The following is a 26238-nucleotide window of genomic DNA, read 5'->3' as shown; positions in this document are numbered from 1 at the left end:
AATAAGGATTTCACCGTGAACCGTTTTGACCATAAGAAATATGTCCCTTTCCCTGCTGTGCAGATTGAAAATCGCCAATGGCCTGACCAGGTTATCGACAAGGCACCGACCTGGTGTAGCGTTGACCTGCGTGACGGTAACCAGGCGCTAATCGATCCAATGACCGTTGAGCAGAAGAAGCGACTATTCTCTTTGCTGGTTAAACTGGGTTTTAAAGAGATTGAAGTGGGTTTCCCTGCAGCATCTCAACCGGATTTTGATTTTGTACGTGCCCTGATTGATGAAAATATGATCCCTGACGATGTCACTGTTCAGGTATTAACCCAGGCCCGTGAGCACCTGATCGACAGAACTATCGAAGCGTTAAAAGGTGTGAAGAAAGCCATTGTGCACGTATATAACTCAACCTCAACCGTTCAACGTGAGCAGGTGTTCCGTATGGAGCGCAGCCAGATTGTTGATATCGCGGTTTCCGGTGTGCGCATGGTGAAAGAGCGCGTTTGTCATCACACCGATACCGAGTGGCGTCTGGAGTACTCTCCAGAGAGTTTTACCGGTACAGAACTGGACTTCGCAGTAGAGATCTGTGATGCCGTAGTAGCCGAATGGGGACCAAGTCAGGACAACAAGATTATTCTGAACCTGCCGGCAACCGTCGAAATGTCGACACCTAATGTATTTGCAGACCAAATCGAGTGGTTCTGCCGTAATATTAAACACCGTGACTGTGTTGAGATCAGCCTGCATACCCACAACGACCGAGGTTGTGCCGTAGCCGCTGCTGAACTGGGCGTGATGGCTGGTGCTGATCGTGTTGAAGGCACCCTGATGGGGAACGGTGAGCGTACCGGTAATATGGATATCATCACCATGGCGATGAACCTTTATAGCCAGGGTGTTGATCCTGAACTGGACCTGTCCGGAGCGGAAGAGATTGTTGAGGTGGTTGAAGCCTGTACCAATATCCCTGTTAATCCACGCCACCCTTATATCGGTGAATTGGTTTATACCGCATTCTCTGGCAGTCATCAGGATGCGATTAAGAAATGCCTGAGTACTTACGATGAAGGCTCGGCCTGGAATATCGCTTATCTGCCGATTGATCCCCGTGATCTGGGGCGTAGCTATGAAGCGGTGATCCGTATTAACAGCCAGTCCGGTAAAGGTGGTGTGGCTTATATTCTGGAAAGTGAGTACGGCTTACAGCTTCCGCGTTGGATGCAAGTTGAGTTCGCCAGGAAGGTACAGGCCAGAACAGAAGCCGAAGCCCGCGAGCTTAAACAAGCCGAGATCTGGGATACGTTTAATCAGGCATATCTGCAAAACCCAGTGAATGCAGAACTGGTCAGCTATAAACTGGAGCGCAGCGATAAAGACTACCTGGAAGCGGTTGTGCGCCAATCCGGTGAAGAAAGTGCTCTGAAAGGTGAAGGCAATGGTGCCATTCATGCTTTAACTCAGGCGCTGCAGGTTGAGCTGGGTGAGATCATTGAAGTCACAGAATACAGTGAACATGCCCTGTCTTCTGGTAGCGATGCGAAAGCAGTGACCTATGTTCAGGTGAAGATCGGAGAAGAGACCGTTTACGGTGTCGCCGTGAGTGAAGATACCGTAGCGGCTAACCTGAATGCGGTACTGGCTGCTGTCAGTCCTGTATTAGCTGTAAAGGAAGTCGCTGCAGCCTGATTAGCCAAAGAGATTAAATTCAGACTTGCCATCTGATAAGACCGCTATCACCCGGAAGTGATCAAATAGCGGTCCGGTTGAGAGGGCTATTAACAGCCACAAGCTGATGAGCCTCCAAAACCACTTGTTAACCCGTTGCCTGAATACGAGCAGGCTGCGGGTTTTTTTGTGCTTTACTGATCGCCTTGTCCAAGTAGTTAACGTTTTTACACTATTTTTTAGTTCTATTAGCCCATTCTTTGTATGGCTTCCCTGTGTTACATTTTGTTAAACAATAGTTGTTCAAAGCGACTCTTCTGATCGTTTGTTAGCTATTTTTTATACAAATACTAATCAGGATTGGTGGAACCCACCTTTAAATAAATGTGCGGCCTTATCAGGCTAAGGGACCAACAACAATGTATGTTGTGATTTTCAGAGCAGAAATTAAGCGTTTTGATACAGAATACGAGAATACTGCTTTCAGGATGAGAGAATTGGCTACAGAAAAATTTGGTTGTACGCGTTTTATCACTTGTAGTGAAGGGGATACCGAACTGTCAGTTTCCTACTGGGAAACAGAGCAAGCGTTTGATGATTGGATGCAGCATCCAGAGCATCAAGCTGCTCAGGAACGAGCCAGAAAACGCTGGTATAAAAGCTGTAATATTGAAGTCACTGAGTTGGTGAGAGGGTGCGGATTTTAGTGAATATACTGACACCGGGTATTAGCTCTGATGTCAGCCAGCTAAGCCTGTCTTAGGTAGTTAGCTGGCTGATCTCCTGCAGCATAGGGATAGTACAGTTAGTAACCTCTTATCCTTTGTTACAGCCTTTAGGGACTAACCAGGAGCTACGGGCTTTGTTGTCTTTCAGGTAATCCGGTACTTCACCAACCTTCTGGCCTGTCATTTTCTCTATCTCACTGACTGATACCAGGTATTTGTCTAGTTCATTGCGCTTGGCATCTTGAGTGTTCGGCACGACCCAGCTGATTACTCGTTCATTACCCTTGCCACCTCTTAATACGACTTTCCACATCGCATCCGGGGTACGGATACCATGGCTTTGATAGAAGTAATCATCTGAAGAGTCATTTCCCCAGATTACGCCACCGATGACAAGTAGTTCATCAATATCACGGTAGCATTCAATAATCTCTTCCGTTTGGAGCCATGCGCCTCGGTTAGCGTTAGCCGCTTGCGGGATGATATTGGTCATATAGTTGGAATCATGAATCGCTTTAGGGTCCGAATCCATATGGTTGGCTGGTACCAGGTGGCCACGATCATAGCGACCGGTTTTTTGTTGGCCTTTATATGATTTGGTGGTGTTTTGTTGGCAATGCTTGGGAACGTTCTTGTCGAGATAAAACTTGTGGTGCCGTTTGGCATTACCTGTGTCGCGTTGAGCGTTGTAACGAAACCTAACGGCACCTTTCACATCGCAATCCAACCATATGGTAAAACCCGTGTAATCCAGCTTAAGTATCTGATCATCTGAATTATTATCAGCTAAGGCGGGTATGCTGATCAGTAAACTCAAAAACAAAATAAGTTGTCGCATAATTTGCTCCCTTTGACTTTCGGGCATCATAACAAATATACGACGAAATCAACCTGTTTTTTATGATGGCATGACAATATATGTCTTTGTATCGGTTTGCTCGTTGATTAAAGCTGACTTATCAGCGAAATTGCAAAGCTTTCCCTGGCAGTCATCGCTTATGTGTCAGTAGATAACGCATTTAAGCACCTGAAAAAGCTTTTTCGATGTTAATACCTGTCGATGTTAATACCTGTGTCTGGTAGGTTCTGCTGTCTTGGTATTCAGATTTGGTCAATGAGGTGGAGGTGAAGGAACTACTGATATTCAAATCTGTAGCTCCTGTAGTGAGAACTTACTTTACGTCTATGAAGTGCGATACTCATAGCGGTAAAGGCTGCGGGTATCGGGAGCTAACTGGATGGAGAGACGACAAGCGCCGTTGTCCTCTTGTGACACTGATACCAACTTAGGACCGCCAGTAACAGGGCGGAAGTTGAGCTTAAGTTTGACATCTTGTTTGTCCGTGGGTGCTTCGCACAGCGAAATTCGTTTGTACTCTTTATCTACTTGATAGTGTAGCGGTTGTATAATCAGTTCACTGACGACAGATTTTTTCTGGCTGTTGATGAGCTCCAGCTCACCCTGTAACCAGCCCGCACTATCCCAGCGCAGATTTCTATTGTTAGCGGTGATGCCAAATGCTTTGCCGATATTGGCAGAGTAAGTTTCATGTTTATCCAGATCTGGGATACGCACTTCGCCGACAAACTGTCTTAAACCGGCGTGGTCCTGCTGATAAAAACGCATAATGCCTGCTGGCATCGGTGTTCCCAGTCCTGCCTCAGATGTATTGCTGAGTTTGAGGCTAACACGGGCTTTAACTCGCTTAATGCTGTGGCTCAGGTCCAGTGGTAGTGAGTAGTGTTTTTCTACCCGGACACGCTCGGCATTAAACAGGGCAACCTGTTTTTTCTGTTTTGCTGCCATGCTGATGTTTCTGGGTAGCGTAAACAGTTTGTAATCGCCAATATTTTCAAGTTGAGCTTCGATTGGAGGAGCCATCGCTACCATCTCGGCATCCTGCATCATCTTGTTTCGCAGCTGATGCACCGGCATAGCGCGATTTACTTCACCTGCAAGTAGCTGTACACGTGCATCATTTAATGGAACATCGGTATGATTTTGCAGTGTAACCCAGGCGTCGAGATTGATACTGGTCTCTGAAGTGATATCGGAAATATAGCTGGCCTGCCAATCAAAACCATTACTGAGATAGGTTAGAGTGACAGGCGCTTCACCCGCAGCATTAGCCTGTACCTGCATTGAAAGAGTGGGTGGTTCGCTCAGGTGGCCTGGGACTTGATCAAAGCTGATCAGATCACCGTATTGATCAATAGGTAATGCCAGGATCTTCTGACTGGTTTCCCCCGGAACATCTGCTTTGATGACCATACGCTGATTCTGCACGGCAATAAGAGTCGCGTTAACAAAGAAAGGGCCGCCCATATTGCCGAAGAACCGGCCATTAAGTTGTAAACCAATCTTTTGACCAATAGAGGCTTTTAGCAGGGCTTCTAATGAGATGAGGTCGTAGGTGTAATTGCGTTCCAGTACGTTGATATCTGTGCCCGCGAGCAAGGCGCTATCAGCGATGATCTGTGGGGTTACTCCTTGAAAGCGAATATTCTGGATGCCCTGTTCCAGATTAATCGTACGGCTGTCCTGTATTAATGCCATACCGTTTTGATACAGAGTGACATTAAGCTGATTTCTCTGCTCTGGTGTTGAATCCTGGGCGATTACAGGCATGCTACTAGCCAGTAGCAGGGCGGTCATTTTTTTAAGCATGGAGAAGTCCTGTCTTAGCTTTCTCAAAGGCATCCCGAACTGATTATAAGCAGCTTATGATTGCAGAGGGAAGTTTGGCTTAGTTAATATAAAGGTAATTGATTGAGATGAAAGAAAAAATTCAGACTATCTGTGTGGTTGCCACAGTTTACGCACGAGGGAGTTACAGCCTGATTAGCCTGAAACATGTAGCTAAAAAAGGCTGCGGATTGTCAATAATACTGGCTGGCAGTGATTCCTTACAGGCAGTCTTCACCCACAATCACTTTAGGTTCACCAATTACACCTGCCGAATGCATTGCATTTAACAGTTCGTCCGAGGCAAGAAAAGCTCTTAGATGTTGTTCGGTACCCTCGCCAATAATCGTTATGTAGTTAGGATCATTTTCTGATTGGATTACAAAGTGATCATGAATGCCAAATTTGTTTCGGGTAGCTTGGTGGGCATCATAAACCAGTTTCCAGGTCGAGAAGTCATTCACTTTATGATTTACAACAAACATAGCCATTGGTATCTCCTCACAACAGGCCGCGTTTCTGTGAAATACCTGCTGGCACAAATTTTATAATTATAAGAGCAGGGGTGTTAATTGGAGTCTAGTGCCAGCGTAGGGATAGGTCAAAAAGCATTCTTTATTTCCCCTTCGGCAGCTCGTTGATAGCCTATTAGCGGCTTCGGATGACTGAGGCTTTGCATAAATATTGGAACTTTCACATGTGACTTATATATTAAATATAAACAATATAAAATGTATCGTGTTTTTCCGGGGGAGTCCCCTATACACTATTGAGTATCGTGTTAAGGTTGAATTATGAGCAAAAGTTACAAACAGATTAATCAGGATCAGAGGACATTTGGTGCTGCTTATCGTGAGCAAAGTCCGGGTACAATGAATGCCTTTATTGAGTTACATAAGGCAGCGTTTACTGAGGGTGCAGTATCGACCAAGTACAAAGAGTTAATTGCGACAGGTATTGCCATTGCGGCTCGTTGTGATGGTTGTATTGCTGCCCATGTTCAGGCAGCTTTGAAAGCTGGTGCCAGTAAACAAGAGCTGGTAGAAACCATTGATGTTGCGGTATTGATGGGTGGCGGCCCTTCAGTGATTTATGGTACTCAGGCACTGCAGGCTATTGAAGAGTTGGCGCAGTAATCACCTGTTTATCTGCGTATAACTCACAGTCAGTATCGCAATGGGATCAGGCCTCTGGTAGATATAATCTCCAGAGGCTTTTTATTGGGCTTTATCTTAAACTGCTATTTGAAAAAAGCGTGTGTTTACGGCTTCTTTCATCCTATCTTGATGCTAATATGATTAGCAATCTGCACAATTCAATGAGTTAACACTCTAATTTTACAGGTGTTTTATGAAGGACGATCAGGCTAGTTCCACCGCTTATACAGTTTTGCAGGGTATTTTATTTAGTGCCAGCAAACCTGATTATCAGCCGCTTATTCCTGCTGAAATGCAGCAGGCATGTCGAAAAATATTGTCAGCTTCTGCAGAGGGCAAAAAGAGATTAAGCCAGTTGGACAGTCGCTTATACCGCTCTTTTGCGCCCGTGATGGAAAATGCCATGATGCCGGGTATTACTCTGCATTATGTGCTACGCAAACGATATATTCGGGATGCGGTAGAAGCTGCGATTGAGGAAGGGTTCACTCAGATTGTCAACCTTGGTGCAGGCTTCGATACGCTGGCATGGGAGCTTCATCAGCAACATGCCGGGGTCAACTTTATCGAACTCGATCATCCGGCCACTAATGCGCAAAAAGCAAAGGCTCTGTTTGAGTTATCTCCTGACAATCTTCATCTTTTAGCCGTAGATTTTAGTGAAACAGATGCTAAAGGAGCGCTGGAGGGTTTTTCAGGCTTTGATCCTGAGCGTCGCACCTTCTATATCTGTGAAGGCGTCTTGATGTACCTGGATCAGCCAGATGTTGAGCGCCTTTTCTCTGGCTTAAAGCAGCTTACAGGCAGTGGTACGCGTTTTGTCTTTACCTGTGTGGTGCCAATGACGAGCCCGGATAATAACTGTGGTTGGTTGTTAAAACTGTATCTTAAGATCAAAGGTGAGCCTCTAAACTGGATGATTGAGCAGAAAGAGTTACCGCAATTTTTACAGCAGCAGAGTTATCAGTTACATGATTTGGCAGGAACTGAGCAGTTAAAGCAACGTTATCTGAAAGATATCAATCACGGCGTGTTGCACCAGGGAGAGTTTCTGGTGCTCTCCAGTGCAAATGACTAGGTGGGAATGGTGAAATGGCGGTAAAAATTACTTTAGCAAAAGATCCTGCTCAGACGGATGCGGTTTTGGCATTGCGCCATAAAGTGTTCTGTGAAGAAGAAGGGGTGATGGACCCGGTAGAGGACGGTCGTATTCTGGATCGTTTTGATGCCTATTCCACAACTCGCAACCTGGTGGCGTTAAACGAGAATGAGGTGATCGGAAGTTTAAGGATTACACTGGACTCTGAAATAGGTATTCCTGCAGACGAATATTATGATTTTCGTCGGTTCTTGCCCGATGGTGCCATTACGATGAATTGTGGCATGTATTGTGTTACCAAGCCCTTCCGTGGTGCACGTATAGCTTTGAGTTTAATTCTTATGGCTACTTATTATGCGGTGACCCATAAGGTGACTCATGTGGTCGCACCAATTAATCCTGCTATCTCTAAATTGCTGAGCCGTGTAGGCTTTGAGGTGTTGGATGATGAACAGCTTGATCCGCATATGGGGCTCAGGTTTATCCCTGTGCTTTTGGATATGAAGAATATTAATGACTTCTTCTACACCTTTGCAGAAAACAATCGTCTCTACAACTTTATTGAGTCCTATGAGTGTATTTTCTACAACAATGATGAGTATGTTGTTCGGGCGGGTGAGGTAGGGGATTCTGCTTTCGTGATCATCGAGGGCGAAATTGAGGTGCGTAAAGCTGGTACTGATACTGTTTTGGCAACGATGGGGCAGGGCGAAGTCTTCGGAGAGCTTGCTCTGCTGACAGATGATGTGCGTACCGCGGATGTGGTGGCTCGCTCTGATCTGCGTATTATGTCACTGCCGAAACAGGCTTTTCTGGATCATTTGATGAAGAATCCAGATCACGCCATGTGGATGTTGAAAAGCATAGGCAAGCGTATGAAGAATATGCTGGTTCACCCCGTTTAATACCTTGCTCTTATATAAGGGAGTATGCTGCTAGGGCGGTGGAGGGTAAGAAAAGAGTGAGCAGCAAAGAGAAAGTCTGGATTAGTGCATATAAGCAACTCTTTGCTGCATTCGCTTCTTATTAAACGCAAGTATAAATCATTGCTTATCCTCTCCGGTCAATGGTCAGAGAGAATAAAGGTACAGATGTCGAAAAGTTTTATTTTTCGGCTTGATTTTTTGTTATCTGATTTTTTAACGGCAGCATATTATGTTTTTTTAGCTGGGCTCTGAGCTGATGATAGCTAAGGCCCAGTGCTTCAGCAGATTTCTGCTGATGATATTGATTTTGTTGCAGTGCCTGCTCAATAAGCCGTCTTTCCAGTTGTTCGATCTGTTGTTGAAAATTGCCTTCCAGTTTCTCCATAAGATCACTGCTGTTAAGTAACCTTTTTGTTTTGTCCGGCATTCCTGTGGTGTCTGTGGTGCTGTTTATCCCAGTGTTTAACTGCCTGTCATCAGTGTTTTTAGAAAAATCACTGAGATCTGGAGTTGTTTTGCTGTTGTTGTGATTGTCGCTTTTACTGTCATCAATAGCGGTAGTTTGGTAGCGGCTCGACCAGGGTTTTTGAAAGGGGTCAATGACAATGTCATCGATTAATTCTTCCGGTTCTTCATGGCGATAAACGCTGCGTTCAATCACATTTCTCAACTCCCGGATATTGCCGGGCCAGTCATATGTATTCAGCTGTTCTAATGCTGTGCGCGAGAAGCCAGAGAAAAGTGGCCGTTCCAGCTCATTGCTCATCGCAATCGCAAAGTGGTTAGCCAGTAAAGCGATATCGCCCTCCCTTAGGCGCAGGGGGGGTATATGCAGTACATCAAAGGCTAAGCGGTCTAATAGATCTGCACGGAACTCTCCGTTTTGCGACATGGTTATCAAGTCAGCATTGGTCGCTGCGACCAGGCGCACATCCACCTGAATGGTCTTATGGCCGCCAACCCGCTCCAGTTCGCCGTATTCAATCACTCTGAGCAGCTTTTCCTGAACACTCTGGGAGCAAGTTGCCAGCTCATCCAGAAATAGAGTGCCTCCATCGGCTCGTTCAAAACGGCCTTTGTGCTGCCGGTTTGCCCCGGTAAAGGCGCCGCTCTCATGGCCGAATAACTCTGATTCCAGCAAGGTTTCGCTCATACTGGCGCAGTTGAGCTTAATAAAGGGGCCATCCCAACGGTTGGATAGAAAGTGCAGGCGCTCAGCGATCAACTCCTTACCTGTTCCGCGTTCACCCAATACTAAAACGGGTTTGTTGAGTGGGGCTACCTGGCTGAGGTGCTCCAGCAAATCTATCAGCAGTGGTGATTCACCAATCATTTGTTGCTTAACGGTATTCATCGCTAAATTTTAGTCTATTTAACTAAAAAATGGTTTTAATATTTTTTCCGGTTTTTCTGAAAAAGCTGGGAATTTTAATAATTTCTTTTTAAATCATAGGGTTATATTTTTTATATGTTGTTGGCACGCTATTCGCTATTAGATATGTGACTCTAGAAAAAGTGTGAATCAGCGCTTTTAGACAGGCAGGGCTATTGAAACGTTTACCCTGCTACGGAAATTTTGATAATCAGGAGTATAGAATAATGGGTATCTTTTCTCGTTTTCAAGATATTGTGAATGCCAACATCACTGCGCTATTGGATAAAGCTGAAGATCCTCAAAAGATGATCCGTATGATGATTCAGGAGATGCAGGAAACTCTGGTTGAGGTACGTACTACATCTGCCAGTGTAATTGCTGATCGTAAAACAGTAGAGCGTCGTTTGGAAAATCTGCAGCGTGAAGCGCAGGAGTGGGAAGAAAAAGCAGGTTTAGCGCTGTCTAAAGGCCGTGAAGACTTGGCTCGTGCAGCTTTGGCAGAGCAATCAGCATTAGATGAGATGGCACAGCAGGCTGAAGTTGAACTGGAACAGATCAATGGGCATCTCAGTGAGTTGGATAGTGAAATTACTCAGTTACAGCGTAAACTGGATGATGCTAAAGCCAAGCAGAAGTCGCTTATCGCTCGTGAGCAAAGCGCCCGTACCCGTCTGGATATGCGCCGTCGCTTTAGTCGTGAAAAGCTGGATGAAGCTTTTTCCAAGTTTGACCAATATGAGCGCCGTATGGATGACCTGGAAGCTGAGGTAGAAAGTTATGATTTGGGTAGTAAAGATTTGGCCGCTGAGATTGAAGAACTGGCCAAAGATGAGAAGGTTGATCAAGCGTTGGCTAAGTTAAAAGCCAAAATGGAGAAAAAAGACAAGGGTGAGTAACCATGTCAGGAATGCTGTTCTTTTTTGTACCCGCTGTCATCTTTATGGGGTTAGTGCTGCCGCTTTGGCTGGTATTGCACTACCTCAGCAAGTCCCGACAGTCTAGAGGTCTTTCGGCACAAGATAGGGAGGCACTGTCAGAAGCTCTGGCAGTGGTTGACAAACTGGAAGACCGAATTGAAACCTTAGAAGCGATCTTAGATGCGGATCATCCCCGTTGGCGGGAAAGAGAAGCCCGAGCCAGGGGAGCCGCATCAGCAAGGAGTCAATAATGTGGAAAGGTAAACCGGGTGGTTACGATATGAATCTGTACCGAAGTGATCGTCAGCGCTGGGTAGCAGGTGTTTGTGGCGGTATTGCCGAGAATATGGGTTGGCCTGTAGGTATGGTCCGCTTGATTGCAGTGACCCTGTTTGTTATCACTGGCAGCTTTGCGGTACTGGCTTATATTTTGGCGATATTCCTGTTGGATCGCCGTGATAAGGTGGTTGACGAGTACGATAGCTATCGTCGGGATCACGGTAAAGGGCCTAAGCCTTCTGGTCTGAAGGATAAAGTATTTAATTACCAGCAATCGGCTGGTGGCCAGGTAAAGGAGCTGTCCGGCAGATTAAAAGAACTGGATTCTCGTTTGCAGAATATGGAAAGTTATGTGACATCGAAAAAATACCAGTTTGATCAGGAACTAAGACGCTCTTAACGGGGGGGAGGAGCGCCCCCTTCATTACCCGCTCTATTTCATTAACTGGTTGAATTATTGCTTTCAACCAGTTAGTGCGATCCCCTCGAATTAACGCATTTGCTTTGTAAGTTTACATAACTTCGTTGCTTGTCAGGCAACATAACTCTGCAAAGAATACATTCCGTAAACAAACCAGAAACACGCTAATAATGCGCTTTTGCCATAATGCGCTTATCGAAAATCGAGATAGCGGATAGCAGAAAAGCAACTATAAATTTGTTCTTCTTTGGTGAGTCGCCATGTTATCCGTTGTGCAATTTGTTAAATGTTAAGGCGAGCATGGATTATGCATACGCAAGTGATTTTAGTTTTGTTCTTCTGTTTCTTGGTCTCGGCCTGTAACTCGAATGATTCAGAGGTGATCGTTCCTGTTGTCATTACTGTGGCTGATGAGTTTTCTGATGGTGAGGATCATGGGTGGCAAGCCGGATTTACTGATTATCCCGTGGGTGAAGATGAATTTTATGAGCTGGCATCTGGTGTCCGAGTGTTGCCAGAGTCCTTGGAGGGGCAGGGATTCATGTTGTCAGGAAATAACCACTCCGACGACCTGATGATGTATATCATGAAACCTGTTTCGGGGTTGGTGGCTGACATTGTCTATAACGTTGCTTTTGAGATTGGCTTTGCATCCAATGCCGGAGCAGGTTGTTTTGGTATTGGTGGTTCGCCAGGGGAATCAGTTTATGTGAAGTCTGGGGCTGCGATTTATCAACCAGTATCGGCTGTCATGGACTCAAATCATCTGCGCTTGAATCTGGATATGGGGGTTCAATCAAGCGGTGGCTCTGATGCGGTTGTAATCGGTAATGTAGGTGTATCAGAAAGTTGTGATGGCGAGACTTATAGCACTAAAAGGCTGGCTAATACTGGGCAAAGTTTTCAGGTTTTGACCGATGAATCAGGTCGGATATGGCTGATATTTGCCATAGATTCAGGTTTTGAGGGAATAAGCACAGTTTATATTACTGATGTGAAGGTTGTTCTTTCACCTAACAGTACTGTTTTCTAATCCGGTTATCGAGGTATTGCTGATCATATAAATATTTTCCTTTTCTTTCAATTTGATTGCAGTGAATTGGCTGTAAGTCTGCTTGGCTGTAAGTGTTATTGTTTCAATCGCAAATAGGCAATATTGCTAAATACCGAGTAGTCACCGAACCCATTTCTTCCGTTGTTTTTCTTTTCTCTTCTTTTGAGTCAGGTTTGACGGTATACAGGCCGTCAAACCTGATGCTTATCTGCTCCGCTAGTGCTATCTCCTTTGATGGGGTGCTTGAGGGGCTTAAGCGAATGAGCCTCACTGATGATTTTTACAAATCAATGACCCAGAATCTCCTCGTCAACAGCTTATGAAAGGGTATTATCGACTCATAGGAAGGTTTACTGAAATCAGTCAGATGTGGAATAGTTGCTGCTTAACTAATAGCCTTGACTTTAAAGCGTCTGTGAGATTCAGGTGATCCGTGCAGACCTCCTTCGGCTAATCAGGAGTGATAATGGAAAAGAAAATTTCAGGTGGATTAAAGCTGAATCGGCTGCGGTATTCGTTATATACGCCGATTTATGATCTGGTGGTTTCAGCGCTCCAGAAAAGCCGAAAAAAAGCCATTGACAGGTTGGATATCGCTCCAAAGAGTAAAATTTTAATTGTTGGAGCCGGTACCGGAGGCGATCTTGAATTACTGCCTGCAGATGCAGAAATAACGGCCATTGATATCACACCTTCAATGTTGAGCCGCTTAAGATCAAAGGCTGCTCAGTTAGATATGTCGGTAAACATTGAGGTCATGGATGCTTCGGAAATGAGTTTTCCTGATGAGCATTTTGATCTGGTGTTGTTGCATCTTATTTTAGCCGTAGTGCCAGATCCTGAAGGTTGTATCACAGAGGCCGAGCGAGTGCTAAAACCCGAGGGGCGGATCTCAATTATGGATAAGTTTGTTCCAGAAGGGCAGCAGGCCAGTTTTTTACGTAAAGCGGCTAACTTATTCACTCGAATCCTGTTTTCAGATATTACGCGTCAGGCAGAGCCTTATCTTCAATTGGCTAAGCTGAAAAAAGTATCGGATGAAGGTGTTTTTCTTTCGGGACAGTTCCGTCACTTGGTAGTGAAAAAAAACCGTCAGCGTTCCGCTTGACGGTATATCGTGTAATATCTTAGCTGCTAATATAAAAGCGGTTAAGATTAATAAGGCGCTGTTTTGGATAATCTGTTGATTCCGCTTTGTTTTGTTACTTTGGAGCTGCCCGGCGCTCAATACCTGCTTCATCCATCATGCGTGTGGAAATCTCCTCAATCGAGAAGTGGGTGGTATTGATGTAAGGGATGCCGTAACGCTGGTACAGCAGCTCTGCTTCAGCTACTTCCTGATCACACTGTTTCATGGACGCATAGCGACTGTCTGGTTTACGTTCATTACGAATTGCAGCCAAACGCATGGGGTCAATGGTCAGGCCGTAAAGCTTATGCTTATGCTGTTTCAGAGCCTTGGGCAGTTCACCGTATTCAAAATCCTCCTCCGTTAGGGGATAGTTTGCAGCACGAATGCCAAACTGCAGTGCCATATAGAGGCAGGTCGGCGTTTTACCACTGCGTGATGGTCCAATCAGGATAATATCTGCCTTGTCGTAATGGCGCGTTCTGCCGCCGTCATCGTTATCAATTGCATAGTGCACAGAATCGATACGGTCTTTGTAAACCTTATCATCTTCTTTTATTGAGTGGGATTTACCCACGCTATAAGAGGACGCTGAACCCAATTCCTCTTCCAGAGGCGCGAGAAAAGTAGAGAAAATATCCAGAGTAAAGGCATTTGCATTTCTCAGGGCCTCACGGACCTTTTTATCGACAATGGTGTCGACTACAACCGGGCGAATGCCATCAAGGTTCGCGACTTCATTGATCTGAGCAACCAGGCGTTCGGCTTTTTCCACCGTATCGACAAAGGGTTTAATGACATAAACAAATTCAGTATGCTCAAACTGTCCGAGCAGGCTTCTTCCCAGAGCCTCAACCGTGATGCCGGTGCCATCTGAAATAAAAAAAGCGGTACGTTTCATAATCGTCTGCAACTTCATGGTATCATTAGGAAAATTATTAAGTTATTGTCGAAGAATTCGTCTGAAAAGCAAGCGCAGGGGAGAATTAAGTTGAACGCATACATCGCGTGGTTCGATCAGCTTGGCATGCAGGATGTTGAGCATGTTGGTGGTAAAAACGCATCATTAGGTGAAATGATCAGCAATCTGGCAGGTGCAGGTGTTACCGTTCCTGGTGGTTTTGCAACGACCGCTCATGCTTATCGTGAATTCCTGAACCATGAAGGTCTGGCTGACCGCATTAACGCCGAATTGGCAAAACTGGATGTGGACGACGTTAACGCGCTGACCAAAACGGGTGCGTTAATTCGTGGCTGGATTCTGGAGACACCATTTCCTCCAGCGCTGGAAACCGCTTTGGAAGAGGCGTACGCACAACTGATGGACGGTAATGAGAATCTGAAAGTGGCGGTACGTTCTTCCGCGACTGCAGAAGATTTGCCGGATGCCTCTTTTGCCGGTCAGCAGGAAACCTTCCTGAATATTCATGGCCTGGACAATATTCGTATTGCAGTAAAAGAAGTTTTTGCTTCTCTGTTTAATGACCGTGCCATCTCTTATCGTGAGCATCAGGGTTTTGACCATGCGCTGGTCGCTCTGTCTGCGGGTATCCAGAAGATGGTACGCAGTGAAACCGGCTCCAGTGGTGTTATGTTTACCTTGGATACAGAGTCTGGTTTCCGTGATGCGGTATTTGTCACTGCGTCTTATGGTCTGGGTGAAACCGTAGTACAGGGTGCGGTAAACCCTGATGAATTCTATGTACACAAGCCAACACTGGCTGCGGATCGTTTTGCAGTATTGCGTCGTAATCTGGGCAGCAAGATGATCAAGATGGTTTACGGCGAAGCGGCAGAAGCCGGTAAGTCCGTTGAAACCGTCGAAGTTGATGCTGCAGAGCGCCGTCGTTTCTGTATCACTGACGAGGAAGTGATGGATCTGGCACGTCAGGCGGTCATCATCGAGCAGCACTACGGTCGTCCAATGGACATCGAATGGGCAAAAGACGGCGACGACGGCAAGCTGTACATCGTACAGGCTCGTCCTGAAACCGTTAAGAGCCGCAGTGATTCCAATGTAATGGAGCGTTACCTGCTGAAGGAACGCGGTGAAGTACTGGTTGAAGGCCGTTCCATTGGTCAGCGTATTGGTAAAGGTCCGGTACGAGTGATTCACAGCACCGATGAGATGGATCAGGTTCAACCCGGTGATGTACTGGTAACCGATATGACAGACCCGGATTGGGAGCCTGTTATGAAACGTGCATCTGCTATCGTAACCAACCGTGGTGGCCGTACCTGTCACGCAGCGATTATCGCCCGTGAGCTGGGTATTCCTGCCGTAGTCGGTTGTGGTGATGCGACAGAGCACCTGGCGACCGGTCAGTCTGTGACGGTATCCTGTGCGGAAGGTGATACTGGCTTTATCTATGCTGGTGATCTGGACTTTGAAAAGCTGACCAACAACGTAGACTCCATGCCGCCGATCCCATTCAAGATTATGATGAACGTGGGTAACCCGGATCGTGCATTCAGCTTTGCCAGTCTGCCGAACGAAGGTGTGGGTCTGGCCCGTCTGGAATTCATTATCAACCGCATGATCGGTGTACACCCGAAAGCCCTGATGGATTTCGATTCCCTGTCACCTGATCTGCAGCGCAGCATCGGTAGCCGTATTGCCGGTTACGAAAGCCCGGTGGACTTCTACGTGCAGAAGCTGGTGGAAGGTATCTCCACACTGGCTGCTGCCTTCTACCCGAAGAAGGTGATCGTACGCCTGTCTGACTTTAAGTCGAATGAATACGGTAACCTGATCGGCGGTAAGCTGTACGAGCCAGCAGAAGAGAACCCTATGCTGGGCTTCCGTGGTGCGTCCCGTTATATCTCTGAATCTTTCCGCAGCTGTTTCGAGCTGGAATGTCGTGCCCTGAAGCGCGTGCGTGACGAAATGGGCCTGACCAATGTTGAGATCATGGTGCCATTCGTTCGTACGCTGGGTGAAGCCCGTGAAGTGATCGACCTGCTGGCCGAGAACGGCCTGAAGCGTGGAGAGAACGATCTGCGTGTCATCATGATGTGTGAACTGCCTGCGAATGCTCTGTTGGCAGATCAGTTCCTGGATTACTTCGACGGTTTCTCGATCGGTTCTAACGATCTGACTCAGCTGACACTGGGTCTGGACCGTGACTCTGGTATCGTAGCCCATCTGTTTGATGAGCGTAACCCAGCGGTTAAAGCTCTGCTGCATATGGCTATCAGTGCTTGTAAGAAAGCCAACAAGTATGTCGGTATTTGTGGTCAGGGGCCTTCCGATCACCCGGATCTTGCCAAATGGCTGATGGAAGAGGGGATCGACAGCGTTTCCCTGAATCCGGATGCGGTGATGGAAACCTGGTTTATGCTGGCAGAGAAATAATAAGAGAAAGAGTAAGTTTTTAACTTTTCTTTCTGATAGCAAAAAATCCAAGCCGGTACAGTCTCTCTGTACCGGCTTTTTAGTCGGTCTTGTATAGTGACGCCCGTGTCCTGATATAATTCCGCGTCTGATTTATCTGTGAGATTAATAGCCCCATGTATATCGATCCCCAGTGGCGCATCCTGACCGTCGGTGATGGTGACCTGTCTTTTTCTGCTTCCCTGCTTAAATATCATCAACCCCAACAGTTGACTGCAACGGTTTATGACCAGCTGGCTGAGCTGGTACAGAAATACGGTGATCAGCACTACCGGGAGCTTTGTAATGAGCAGTGCTCTGTGTTAACGGGATTTGATGTCACTCGGACAGATAGCTGGGGCAAGCTCACAAAAAACAGTTTTGATCTGGTGATTTTTCAGTTCCCTCTGTTACCGGGTTTTAATTCACGGGAAGAGTTTGAGCAAAAATGCGGTGGCTTTGGTTTGAATGCTTTAAATCGAGCGTTACTGCGCACTTTCTTACTGAATTCAGTCGAGCATTTTCTGGACCCAGACGGCGCTGGGCTATGCTATATCACCTCTAAAGATGTTAAGCCTTATCGGGAATGGAGTATCGAAACTTCACTGATTCAGAATACCAAACTGCATTATTACGGTTCTATGCCATTTGATATTGAAAGATTCCCGGGTTACCGCATCCGTAATGTAGACCGAGACAAGCATGTTAAAGACACTAAGGGAATTACCTATGTTTGGGGTCCTAAGGCTGAGAATCTATTGGGAGATAGGCTCAGTAAAGCTAAATATCTGAATAAGGGATACTGTGCTTTGTGTCGCACAGGGCCGTTTGCGAGTGACAGAGATAAGCAAGAGCACGAACAGGCCAGAAAACACCAACAGATGCTGGATTATGAGCGTCAGTGGCAGCAATACCTGAGCAGTGATCTTTCCTTTTAAAGTGCTATCAGTAGGCTTTTACTCTGTAACAAGGGGTAGATAGGTCTTAATTAAGTGATATTCTATCTGATAGATTTTCTCTATCAGATATGCTTATATTTATTCATTGGACAGTTTCAGCGTCTAGGTCAAGAATGGCTTTTATATACTGCTAAGTCATAAGGTCTTCCCAAAAGGCCGTAGAATAAAAGTGAGCTTGCCATGATGAGTCCATTGCAGAAAGTCCAGCAAAAAACCTACGTTGATGAAGTTGTCAAACTGGATAACAACAGTTGGTGGGTATACCGACGTACGGTAGATTTTAACGGTACAGTGAGCCCAACACCGCGTATCGTATTTTTTGCCAATAGCCGCGATGTGGTGGACCAATGGATGGCTAAGCAAAACAGCTGATGCTAATGATTCATAAGTGATGCGCTTTAAAAAGCGATCACTTAGTCAGTAGTGAGACTTGATAGAGGTTGGTTATCAGTCCGTTCGGTTTTAATTTTATTTGCCAGCCAGATCAAACTGATTCCATCCAAACCAAATTCTAAGGAACACGGGCTTAGGTTCGTGTTTCTGCTCGCCTTAAGGAAGTTTGTCCGATGATTCCTGCTTATAGCGTATGCTTTGTAAGGGTTAAAGGGATTTCGGAATGCAATTTTAACAGCGGGATGCCATTTAAAGAGAGTAAGGGGTTTACATGAGCGCAGAAATGACGCCTTTTGAAATACGTCAACAGATTCGAAGTGGTGAGTTCACCGGTAATACGTCCGGTTTTGCTCAGGGATTTGTCCAGGGCAATCTGGCCATTATGCCAAAAGAGTGGGCCAATGAGTTTCTGCAGTTCTGTCAGCTGAACCCTAAGCCGTGTCCAATTGTCGGTATGTCCAGCCAACCGGGTGATTTTATGCTGCCGGATCTGGGCCAGGATGTGGATATCCGTACTGATATCCCTAAATACCGCATCTATGAAAACGGTACACTGGTTAAAGAAGTGACCGATGTTAAAGACTACTGGCGGGATGACTTTGTCACCTTCCTGCTGGGCTGTTCTTTCTCCTTTGAAGAAGCCCTGATCGCTGACGGTTTGGAAGTACGTAATATCACCGAAGGTGTGAACGTGCCGATGTACCGAACCAATATTGAATGTCGTCCGGCAGGTCGCTTTAGCGGTACGACGGTGGTGAGTATGCGTCCGATGAAACCGGCAGATGCGATTCGTGCGATTCAGATCTGTACCCGTTTCCCATCTGTTCACGGTGCGCCACTGCACTTTGGTGATCCGGCTCAGATCGGTATCTCTGATATCAATAATCCTGATTTTGGTGATGCGGTCACCATCAAAGAAGGTGAAGTGCCTGTGTTCTGGGCCTGTGGTGTAACCCCTCAGGTCGCCATTGAATGTGCTAAGCCACCGATCTGTATTACTCATAGCCCGGGTCATATGCTGATTACTGATCTGCCAAACAGCCGTCTGGCCGTACTTTAAGGAGCCCGTTATGACTTTGAAATTAAACTGCGATCTGGGTGAAAGTTTCGGTTCCTGGAAGATGGGATTGGATGAGGCGGTAATGCCGCATATCGATCAGGCCAATATCGCTTGTGGTTTCCATGCCGGTGACCCTCTGGTACTGCAGAAAACCCTGGCGATGGCGAAAGAAAATGGCGTGACTATCGGTGCGCACCCAGGCTACCCGGATCTGGTGGGTTTTGGTCGTCGTAGCATGAAGGTTTCGGCGGCTGAGCTGAAAGCCATGGTGCAGTATCAGATTGCAGCCATTGACGGTATGGCAGCCACGCAAGGTCTGACCCTGAGCTACGTGAAACCTCACGGTGCAATGTACAACGATATGATGGCGGATGCGTCGGTACGCGCCACCATTATGGCAGCGATTGCTGAATACCACCGTCCGGTTGTTTTGATGCTGCAAAGCACGCCAAACGCAGAAACTCATCTGGAAGAAGCCAAAGCAGCAGGCATTGAACTGTTGTTTGAGATCTTTGCTGACCGTTGTTACGACGATGATGGCAAGCTGCTGGCGCGTACTAAGCCAGGCGCAGTACACACCAAAGACAAGATGCTGGCACAGGTTAAGCAGCTGAAAGAGCAGGGCACCGTAACCACCGTTAGCGGCCATACCCTGACTCTGCGTGCCGACACCCTGTGTGTTCATGGCGACAATATGGACGGTGTCAACGCCATTCAGGAAATTCGTCAGTTGATCCAGAGCTGATCCGGCGGATTTAAGGATAGAGGCGTAAATATGGCAACAAAGAAAACCTCAAGCCAGATTGATCAAAGTGCTGAAGCGGGACTTCGTATTGAAGTGGCTGGTGAAAATGCCCTGATCATCTATTTTGGCGACAAAACCAGCCCAGAAGTGTCTGCCCGTGTACAACAAGCGGTGACCATTCTGCAGGAAGAGCTGGGCGATAAACTGATTGATATGGTGCCTTCCTATGCATCTCTGCTGGTGATCTATAACCTGATGCTGGTGGATCATCTGGAAGTGAAAAACCGTATCCGTCCCTTGCTGGCGTCACTGGGTAATGCAGCCAGTGCAGAGGGCCAGTTAGTGACACTGCCAGCGTATTACAGCACCGAATCCGGTCCCGATCTGGAAGGCTTAGCCAAGCGTGCTGAGCTGAGCGTAGAAGAAGTGATCAAGCTGCATAGCGAAACCGAATATCGCGTTTATGCTATCGGCTTTGCTCCCGGTTTTGCTTATCTGGGAGAGGTTGATACTCGCATTGCAGCGCCTCGTCTGTCGACGCCCCGCCAAAAAGTACCTCGTGGTGCGGTAGCGATTGCTGATCGTCAAACTGCGGTTTATCCCGCGGTATCTCCGGGTGGTTGGAATCTGATTGGTCTGTGCCCAACCCGTATGTTTGATCCTGAAGCCGAACCGACCATGCCGGTGCAAGTGGGTGATCGTATCAAATTTAATCCCATCGACCGGGACGAATTCCTGGCCTTGGGAGGTGAGCTATGAGTACCAATCAATCCAGTCTAGCAAGTCAGTCTAACCAAGCCAACAGTGGCTTTAAGGTGCAGCAACCGGGACTGTTAACCCTGATTCAGGATGCCGGTCGTTTGGGTCACCATAGAATCGGTTTGACGACCGGCGGTCCGCTGGATAGTCAGGCGTTTAAATGGGCTAACCGTCTGCTAGGCAATGAGCTGAATGCTACGGCGCTGGAAGTGAGTATCGGTGGTCTGGTACTGACTGCGGAAGTGGATACCTGGATTGTACTGACCGGTGCAGAAATGCCACTGAAGATTAATGGTCAGGAACAGGATCGTTGGCATGCACATCCGGTTAAAGCGGGTGATCAGATTGAAGTGGGTTTCTCAGCCTTGGGCGCGCGGGGTTATTTGGCGGTAGCCGGTGGTTTCCAGGTGGAACACAGCTTCTCCAGTAGCGCGACCGTGACCCGTGAAGGTATCGGTGGTCTGAACGGTGAAAAGCTGCAGCAGGGTGATTACCTGAAGTGTGCTGCGGTAAAGCCTGCACAAACCTTCCGTCTGCCGGAAGCGTATCGTCCAGATTACTCCGACCAGATCACACTGCGTGTCATTACCGGTTATCAGCAACATGCGTTCAGTGATTACCAGAAGCGTGTATTTTTTAGCAGCGAGTACAAGGTCACGGATCGTGCGGATCGCATGGGTTACCGTCTGGAAGGCCCGGAAGTAAAGCCTTCTATCGACGGTATTCTGTCGGAAGGTATCTGTCACGGTGCGATTCAGATTCCTGCCGACGGTCAGCCTATCGTGCTGCTGAATGATCGCCAAACCATCGGGGGTTATCCCAAAATCGGCTCTATGATCTCACTGGATACGGCCCGTATGGCGCAGCTGTTGCCGGGCTCTCGTGTGTCATTTGAAGAGATCACCATAGACGATGCGCACAACCTGCATTGTCTGGCTCATGCCCATTTTGAGCGTATTCAGCCTGAAGCGATCAGCTAATCGACCATTTTGAACGTCGCGCCTGTAGGCGAGAACGTTTTCTAACGTTTCTAGCGATTTATAAAATTAGCAATAAGGCATGCTTTGGCATGTTGGGTAAAAATAATGATTAACGAAGCAGCCCTTTCCAAGCAGATTGAAGATCTGCTGGTGTCCCGCAATCTGCGTGGCATGAAAACCGTCCAACCGGCACTGGCGACGGGTTACTACCTGCGTGCGGCCCGTGTGTTGAACAAATGTAAAGGCCACGTACTGATCGGCACTGGTTTCCCGGTGGTCGATACCTTTGAGACTGATGGCCCTGTAGGTGCGATTGCTCTGTATCGCGCACTGGAAACACTGGGTGCAACTCCGGTAATCGTATGCGGTCCTCCGGTTTCACAAAAGCTGATGGCAGATTTTCGTGTTCATGAGATCCGTGTTGGTGAGCATCAGGAGCGTAAGCTGGAAGCGTTCCAGGCGCTGTACAACTACCACCCGGATGCGGTGCTGTCTATCGAACGTCCAGGTCAGGCCGCTGATGGTGGTTACTACAATATGCGTGGTGAGAGCATCAGCGAGCGCACTGCCTGCTTTGACACCTTCGTGAAAAATGCCAAGTGTCCCACCATTGCCATTGGCGATGGTGGCAATGAGATCGGCATGGGTAATATCTCTGAAGCGCTGAAAGATCTGGATATTATGGCCTCGGCGACATGTGTGGACGAGCTGCTGATTGCTGACGTATCCAACTGGGGCGCTTACGGTATTATCGCTTTCCTGAGCCTGTGGAATGACAAAGACCTGCTGGCAGAAGTGAAGCCGCTGGAGATTCTGCAATATCTGTCCGATCTGGGCAGTGTTGATGGTGTTACCCGTAACAACGAGCTGGCCGAAGATGGTCTGCCGGTGGAAGAGGGTGATAGCATTCTGGTTGAGCTGCGTAAGCTGATCGGCCACGCAAACTAATTGGCTTGGTGTTGAATTCACCAATAAGCATTCACACAAAAGTTTCTCTTTAGCAGATGGCTTCATAGTTCAGCTGCTGGCCGAAAAATATCGAAATACTTTTGTGTCAGTGTGTACCAATCAAGATAAATTATTGTAGGTTGGAAAAGCCGCAAGGCACCTTCCGACAATAATCTGATACCGGAGTCAGTGTCGGATGGCGCTTCGTTTATTCAGCCTACTCTGGTATCGGGAAGGGTGTTAGTAAAAGCTTAAAGGGCACTGAAAGGTAAAGAGCCTATGCGGTTAAGAAACTTAAACACCTTTGTAAAGGTGGCGCGTTTGGGGAGTTTTCATGCGGCGGCTCAACAGCTGCATGCGACTCAGCCGACCATTTCTGCCCGTATCAGTGCTTTGGAAAGTGAACTGGGTACCCAGCTGTTTATCCGTGATAAAAGCGGTACCCGTTTGTCTTCCCGTGGTATTCAGTTGTTGCCTTATGCAGAAAAACTATTGGCGATCAGCCAAGAGATGAAACAGCAGTTAGCCCAGGACAGCCCTCAACGGGGTATCTTGCGGATCGGTATTACGGATACCCTGTCTCATTTATGGTTATCTGAGTTGCTCAAGCACTGGCAGAATCAGCATCCACTGATCTCTTTTGAACTGATCAGTGATGTGACGCCGACACTTATTAAGCAGTTAAAGGATAATCAGCTGGATCTGGCACTGATGGTATCGGATCAAACCCTGCCGGAAGAGTTAGTCACAGCACCATTGTGCAGTTATCCGCAGCATTGGGTGGCATCACCAGACTTAGCCGAGGCGGTGGGGAAAACCCTCGGTGATGATTTTATGGTTGATCCTGAATCTGTTGTGCAATCGATCAGTCAGATCAATGATCAGCGGGTGCGCAGTGTCAGGGATCTGGCACAGTTCCCCGTGTTAAGTTTTCCACGAAATACCCGTCCCTGGCATTATCTACAGCAATTATTTATGCCCTTGGCAGAGATGCCGGTGTTTCATACCTGCAGCTCGGTTGCCAGTTTGTTGACTCTGGTTACTCAGGGAATCGGAGTCGCATTGCTACCGGAACCTATTATCCGTCAAGAGATGGCAGCGGGTAACCTGGTCAAAATAAATGTCGCTGAACAGCCTCCATCCCTGGCATTCTGCTGTGGCTGGCGTCTGGATGATGACCGTATAGTGCCGCAATTATTGGCCGAAAGTGCCCGTGAAATTATGTCTGATAAGGCTTAAGCGGCCTTGTGATGCTAACTTTTTTGACTGGCGCTACCCAATGAAAACACTGTGCTTACTGGAGAAAAAGCGGTTTAAATGGATGCTGTTATCATCTGGTCTGTACCAGCGTTAAAAATGGCACCTGTTGTTGCAGTGAAAAAGCGGTACTCCAATAGGATAAAAAAGATTTATTTCCTATTTTTTTGCTAAATATAGAGATGTTTTCTTAAGTTTGTTTTGCTATTGAAAGCAAAATGTTTTCTTGGCTAAACTGCCATCAGCTAAGAAAACAGCCATAAGCCCCTGGATAAAGGGTTCGCAATTGAAGCCTGTTAACTCGAAACAGAACAGGTTGAAAATAGTGCGGAACGTTTATCGAGTGGGTAGAGCTGTTCGGCCAAAAGAAAAAGTCTGATCTGCTAATACCTTGTTCGCATTAACAAATTGCGGTGAGCAGAATCAGGTCGTTTCGCTGAGTAAAACCTTGTGATCAGCACGTTACCCGCTTTGTACTATTTTTAAATATAGGTTTAGTCCTGGCTGATAATGGCGTGCTTTTAAACAACGTGATCCGCGTTGTTGGGTCTGGCAACCGGGGTTTTATTTGGCATCCAATAATGAGTGAGAAGGAAAGGTCATATGAGCATCGCGTACCTGAATGGTGAATATCTACCGCTGGCAGAAGCCCGCATTTCTCCACTGGATCGTGGCTTCCTGTTTGGTGACGGTATCTACGAAGTGATTCCGTACTACAATGGTCAGTCTGTAGGTTTGATGCCTCACATTGAGCGTATGATCAATGGTCTGGCGGCTATCGAAATCAAAAGCACGTTGACCGCTGATGATTGGAAAACTCTGCTGGACGATCTGATCGCCCGTAACAGTGAAGTGGGTGAGAACCTGGGTGTATACGTACACGTATCCCGTGGTGCTGATGTTAAGCGTCTGCATGCTTACCCAGAAAATGTAGAGCCAACTATTTTCGCGTTTGCTTTCAAGATCAAAGATCCTGAGCCAGCTGACCGCACTCAAGCGCACCAGTACAGCATGATCACCACTGAAGATCTGCGCTGGCAGCGTTGTCACATCAAATCTACCGCTCTGCTGGGTAACGTGATCCACTATCAGGAAGGTCACGCTGCAGGTGCTGATGAAGCGATGCTGTTTAACGCTAAAGGTGAGCTGACTGAAGGTAGCTCCACTAACGTATTTATCGTTAAAGATGGCGTTGTGGTGACTCCTATTCAAGACAACCAGATCCTGCCGGGTATTACTCGTCGCATCGTTCTGGACAGTCTGAAAGCAGACGGCTCTATTCCGGTTGAAGAGCGTATTGTCACTATGGATGAAGTGCGTGCTGCTGATGAAGTTTGGATCACCAGCTCTTCTAAAGAGATCGCGCCGGTGACTAAACTGGACGGTAAGCCTGTGGGTAATGGCGAAGTAGGTGAAGTGTGGGAAAAAGCTTTCAAAATCTACACCGCTGCTAAATTTGATGCATAAGATCTGACTGTTTAATCCTTATTAATCATAGATTCTTACGCCTAAGGCGACGACTTGTTGTGATACTCAGACCTGATTGTTAAGCCGGGTCTAAGTAAAGCTACGGTCAGCCTCAAAACGCCTATCACTGAGCATTGAAGTGGTAGGCGTTTTTTTATCTCTAAAGCTATTGGGCCTGCAAGAAGCTCCACAGGTTTTAACTGCTCAAAAATCAATCTGATCAACCAAGCGGTTGAGATCGACATATCAGGCATCAATCCAGCGACAGCTTATATGCAAAGGTGGAGCTTATGTAAGGGTGTAAGGGCGGGGCTAAAGGGTGGTAAAATAGAAATATGATCATAATCTAATAAAGTGGTTTTTCACCCATGCTAACTGATTCAAACATCGCAGATAATACTGAAGCTATCTCAGACAACGCTAAGGCTCGAGCGCAACCTGACTTTCCTGTCTCAGCTAACCAATACCCGGTTAATGAATTCGATAACTACCACGCCCATCTCTATTACGATGCAGATAGCGTCGCTTTTGCAGCTCGGCTGCGGGAACAAATTGCAGAAAAATTCGATTTGTCCGTAGGCCGCCTACATGAAAAAAATGTCGGTCCTCACCCCATGTGGAGTTGCCAAATTACCTTCACGGGTAATGATTTTGATCGTTTTATGCCTTGGTTGGATCAAAATCGTAATGGCATGACCGTTCTGGTTCATGGGGTAACGGACAATGCTCTGAAAGATCATACTGAGCATGTTTATTGGCTGGGGGAGGCTGCTGAGCTGGATACTTCGATTTTTCGCTAGTGGTAATCCCTATCCTGACACAGGTGGCATGTCTTCTCTTTATATTGTTCTGCAAAGATGC

26 protein-coding genes are annotated in these 26238 nt (G+C 46.9%); 21 read left to right on the top strand and 5 right to left on the bottom strand.

The window, feature by feature from the left end; all coding sequences use genetic code 11:
• Positions 1 to 15: 15 nt before the first annotated feature.
• Together leuA and H579_RS0113565 are read left to right on the top strand one after the other, a co-directional pair.
• The gene (gene leuA / locus H579_RS0113570) at positions 16 to 1686 is read left to right on the top strand and encodes a 2-isopropylmalate synthase (protein ID WP_028301139.1); all 1671 of its coding nucleotides are present in this window, start codon (positions 16 to 18) and stop codon (positions 1684 to 1686) included.
• 398 nt (positions 1687 to 2084) lie between these two features.
• The gene (locus tag H579_RS0113565; RefSeq protein WP_028301138.1) at positions 2085 to 2372 is read left to right on the top strand and encodes an antibiotic biosynthesis monooxygenase family protein; all 288 of its coding nucleotides are present in this window, start codon (positions 2085 to 2087) and stop codon (positions 2370 to 2372) included.
• Positions 2373 to 2481: 109 nt separating this feature from the next.
• On the opposite strand, the gene H579_RS0113560 is transcribed toward H579_RS0113565, so the two are convergent.
• From H579_RS0113560 to H579_RS0113550, 3 genes are all read right to left on the bottom strand, one after another.
• Positions 2482 to 3231, bottom strand: coding sequence for a DNA/RNA non-specific endonuclease (locus H579_RS0113560; protein WP_028301137.1), 750 nt, complete (start codon positions 3229 to 3231; stop codon positions 2482 to 2484).
• Positions 3232 to 3576: 345 nt separating this feature from the next.
• Entirely contained in the window at positions 3577 to 5061 is a 1485-nt protein-coding gene (locus tag H579_RS0113555; protein WP_028301136.1) for a DUF4139 domain-containing protein, read from the bottom strand.
• A 239-nt stretch (positions 5062 to 5300) separates the two neighbouring features.
• Entirely contained in the window at positions 5301 to 5570 is a 270-nt protein-coding gene (locus tag H579_RS0113550; RefSeq protein ID WP_028301135.1) for a DUF3764 family protein, read from the bottom strand.
• A gap of 303 nt (positions 5571 to 5873) precedes the next feature.
• Here H579_RS0113550 and H579_RS0113545 point away from each other — a divergent pair, with 303 nt between their 5' ends.
• The 3 genes from H579_RS0113545 (at position 5874) to H579_RS0113535 (ending at position 8240) form a co-directional block, all read left to right on the top strand.
• A complete protein-coding gene (locus H579_RS0113545; protein WP_028301134.1) occupies positions 5874 to 6215 on the top strand; it encodes a carboxymuconolactone decarboxylase family protein in 342 nt (113 codons plus the stop codon).
• A gap of 214 nt (positions 6216 to 6429) precedes the next feature.
• Positions 6430 to 7314, top strand: a complete 885-nt coding sequence (locus H579_RS0113540) for a class I SAM-dependent methyltransferase (RefSeq protein WP_028301133.1) — start codon at positions 6430 to 6432, stop codon at positions 7312 to 7314.
• A gap of 14 nt (positions 7315 to 7328) precedes the next feature.
• On the top strand, positions 7329 to 8240 hold the full coding sequence (locus H579_RS0113535; RefSeq protein WP_028301132.1) for an N-acyl amino acid synthase FeeM domain-containing protein: 912 nt from the start codon (positions 7329 to 7331) through the stop codon (positions 8238 to 8240).
• Positions 8241 to 8439: 199 nt separating this feature from the next.
• On the opposite strand, the gene pspF is transcribed toward H579_RS0113535, so the two are convergent.
• Positions 8440 to 9615 carry a phage shock protein operon transcriptional activator gene (pspF, locus tag H579_RS25625; RefSeq protein ID WP_036566304.1) on the bottom strand — a complete coding sequence of 392 codons (1176 nt, stop codon included), beginning with the start codon at positions 9613 to 9615 and terminating at the stop codon, positions 8440 to 8442.
• Between the two features lie 245 nt (positions 9616 to 9860).
• Here pspF and pspA point away from each other — a divergent pair, with 245 nt between their 5' ends.
• The 5 genes from pspA to H579_RS0113505 all read left to right on the top strand — a co-directional run bounded on the left by pspA (position 9861) and on the right by H579_RS0113505 (position 13415).
• Positions 9861 to 10532 (top strand): phage shock protein PspA, encoded by a 672-nt coding sequence (gene pspA, locus H579_RS0113525; protein ID WP_028301131.1) that lies wholly within the window; start codon positions 9861 to 9863, stop codon positions 10530 to 10532.
• A 2-nt stretch (positions 10533 to 10534) separates the two neighbouring features.
• Complete coding sequence (gene pspB, locus H579_RS0113520) at positions 10535 to 10804, top strand: envelope stress response membrane protein PspB (protein ID WP_028301130.1); 270 nt, start codon at positions 10535 to 10537, stop codon at positions 10802 to 10804.
• Positions 10804 to 11232, top strand: coding sequence for a PspC domain-containing protein (locus H579_RS0113515; RefSeq protein ID WP_036566303.1), 429 nt, complete (start codon positions 10804 to 10806; stop codon positions 11230 to 11232). The genes pspB and H579_RS0113515 overlap by 1 nt, the downstream gene beginning before the upstream one ends.
• Before the next feature lie 328 nt (positions 11233 to 11560).
• Complete coding sequence (locus H579_RS0113510) at positions 11561 to 12286, top strand: hypothetical protein (RefSeq protein WP_036566302.1); 726 nt, start codon at positions 11561 to 11563, stop codon at positions 12284 to 12286.
• A gap of 487 nt (positions 12287 to 12773) precedes the next feature.
• Complete coding sequence (locus H579_RS0113505) at positions 12774 to 13415, top strand: class I SAM-dependent methyltransferase (RefSeq protein ID WP_028301127.1); 642 nt, start codon at positions 12774 to 12776, stop codon at positions 13413 to 13415.
• Between the two features lie 94 nt (positions 13416 to 13509).
• Here H579_RS0113505 and ppsR read toward each other — a convergent pair whose 3' ends face one another.
• Complete coding sequence (ppsR, locus tag H579_RS0113500) at positions 13510 to 14337, bottom strand: posphoenolpyruvate synthetase regulatory kinase/phosphorylase PpsR (RefSeq protein ID WP_028301126.1); 828 nt, start codon at positions 14335 to 14337, stop codon at positions 13510 to 13512.
• 90 nt (positions 14338 to 14427) lie between these two features.
• Between ppsR and ppsA the strand changes: the two genes are divergently transcribed.
• The 11 genes from ppsA (at position 14428) to H579_RS25620 (ending at position 26177) form a co-directional block, all read left to right on the top strand.
• Positions 14428 to 16791: a phosphoenolpyruvate synthase gene (ppsA, locus tag H579_RS0113495; RefSeq protein ID WP_036566301.1), complete on the top strand. Its 2364-nt coding sequence runs from the start codon at positions 14428 to 14430 to the stop codon at positions 16789 to 16791.
• A gap of 155 nt (positions 16792 to 16946) precedes the next feature.
• Positions 16947 to 17747, top strand: a complete 801-nt coding sequence (locus H579_RS0113490; protein WP_028301124.1) for a class I SAM-dependent methyltransferase — start codon at positions 16947 to 16949, stop codon at positions 17745 to 17747.
• A gap of 201 nt (positions 17748 to 17948) precedes the next feature.
• Complete coding sequence (locus H579_RS0113485) at positions 17949 to 18140, top strand: hypothetical protein (protein ID WP_028301123.1); 192 nt, start codon at positions 17949 to 17951, stop codon at positions 18138 to 18140.
• Between the two features lie 292 nt (positions 18141 to 18432).
• Positions 18433 to 19221 carry a putative hydro-lyase gene (locus H579_RS0113480; protein WP_028301122.1) on the top strand — a complete coding sequence of 263 codons (789 nt, stop codon included), beginning with the start codon at positions 18433 to 18435 and terminating at the stop codon, positions 19219 to 19221.
• A gap of 10 nt (positions 19222 to 19231) precedes the next feature.
• On the top strand, positions 19232 to 19966 hold the full coding sequence (locus tag H579_RS0113475; RefSeq protein WP_028301121.1) for a 5-oxoprolinase subunit PxpA: 735 nt from the start codon (positions 19232 to 19234) through the stop codon (positions 19964 to 19966).
• 30 nt (positions 19967 to 19996) lie between these two features.
• Entirely contained in the window at positions 19997 to 20725 is a 729-nt protein-coding gene (gene pxpB / locus H579_RS0113470) for a 5-oxoprolinase subunit PxpB (protein ID WP_051227624.1), read from the top strand.
• A complete protein-coding gene (locus H579_RS0113465; RefSeq protein WP_051227623.1) occupies positions 20722 to 21705 on the top strand; it encodes a 5-oxoprolinase subunit C family protein in 984 nt (327 codons plus the stop codon). Before pxpB ends, H579_RS0113465 begins: the two co-directional genes overlap by 4 nt.
• A gap of 105 nt (positions 21706 to 21810) precedes the next feature.
• Positions 21811 to 22653 carry a DUF4392 domain-containing protein gene (locus tag H579_RS0113460; RefSeq protein ID WP_036566299.1) on the top strand — a complete coding sequence of 281 codons (843 nt, stop codon included), beginning with the start codon at positions 21811 to 21813 and terminating at the stop codon, positions 22651 to 22653.
• Positions 22654 to 22932: 279 nt separating this feature from the next.
• Positions 22933 to 23892, top strand: coding sequence for a LysR family transcriptional regulator (locus H579_RS0113455; RefSeq protein WP_028301117.1), 960 nt, complete (start codon positions 22933 to 22935; stop codon positions 23890 to 23892).
• Between the two features lie 621 nt (positions 23893 to 24513).
• Positions 24514 to 25377 carry an aminotransferase class IV gene (locus H579_RS0113450; RefSeq protein ID WP_028301116.1) on the top strand — a complete coding sequence of 288 codons (864 nt, stop codon included), beginning with the start codon at positions 24514 to 24516 and terminating at the stop codon, positions 25375 to 25377.
• Positions 25378 to 25745: 368 nt separating this feature from the next.
• A complete protein-coding gene (locus tag H579_RS25620) occupies positions 25746 to 26177 on the top strand; it encodes a DOPA 4,5-dioxygenase family protein (protein WP_084624125.1) in 432 nt (143 codons plus the stop codon).
• Positions 26178 to 26238: the final 61 nt, after the last annotated feature.

Origin of the sequence: Oceanospirillum beijerinckii DSM 7166, assembly GCF_000422425.1 — a bacterium.
Taxonomy (GTDB): Bacteria; Pseudomonadota; Gammaproteobacteria; order Pseudomonadales; family Halomonadaceae; genus Oceanospirillum; species Oceanospirillum beijerinckii.
Note: the sequence above shows the minus strand (reverse complement) of the source record. Positions and strands in the feature narration are given on the sequence as shown.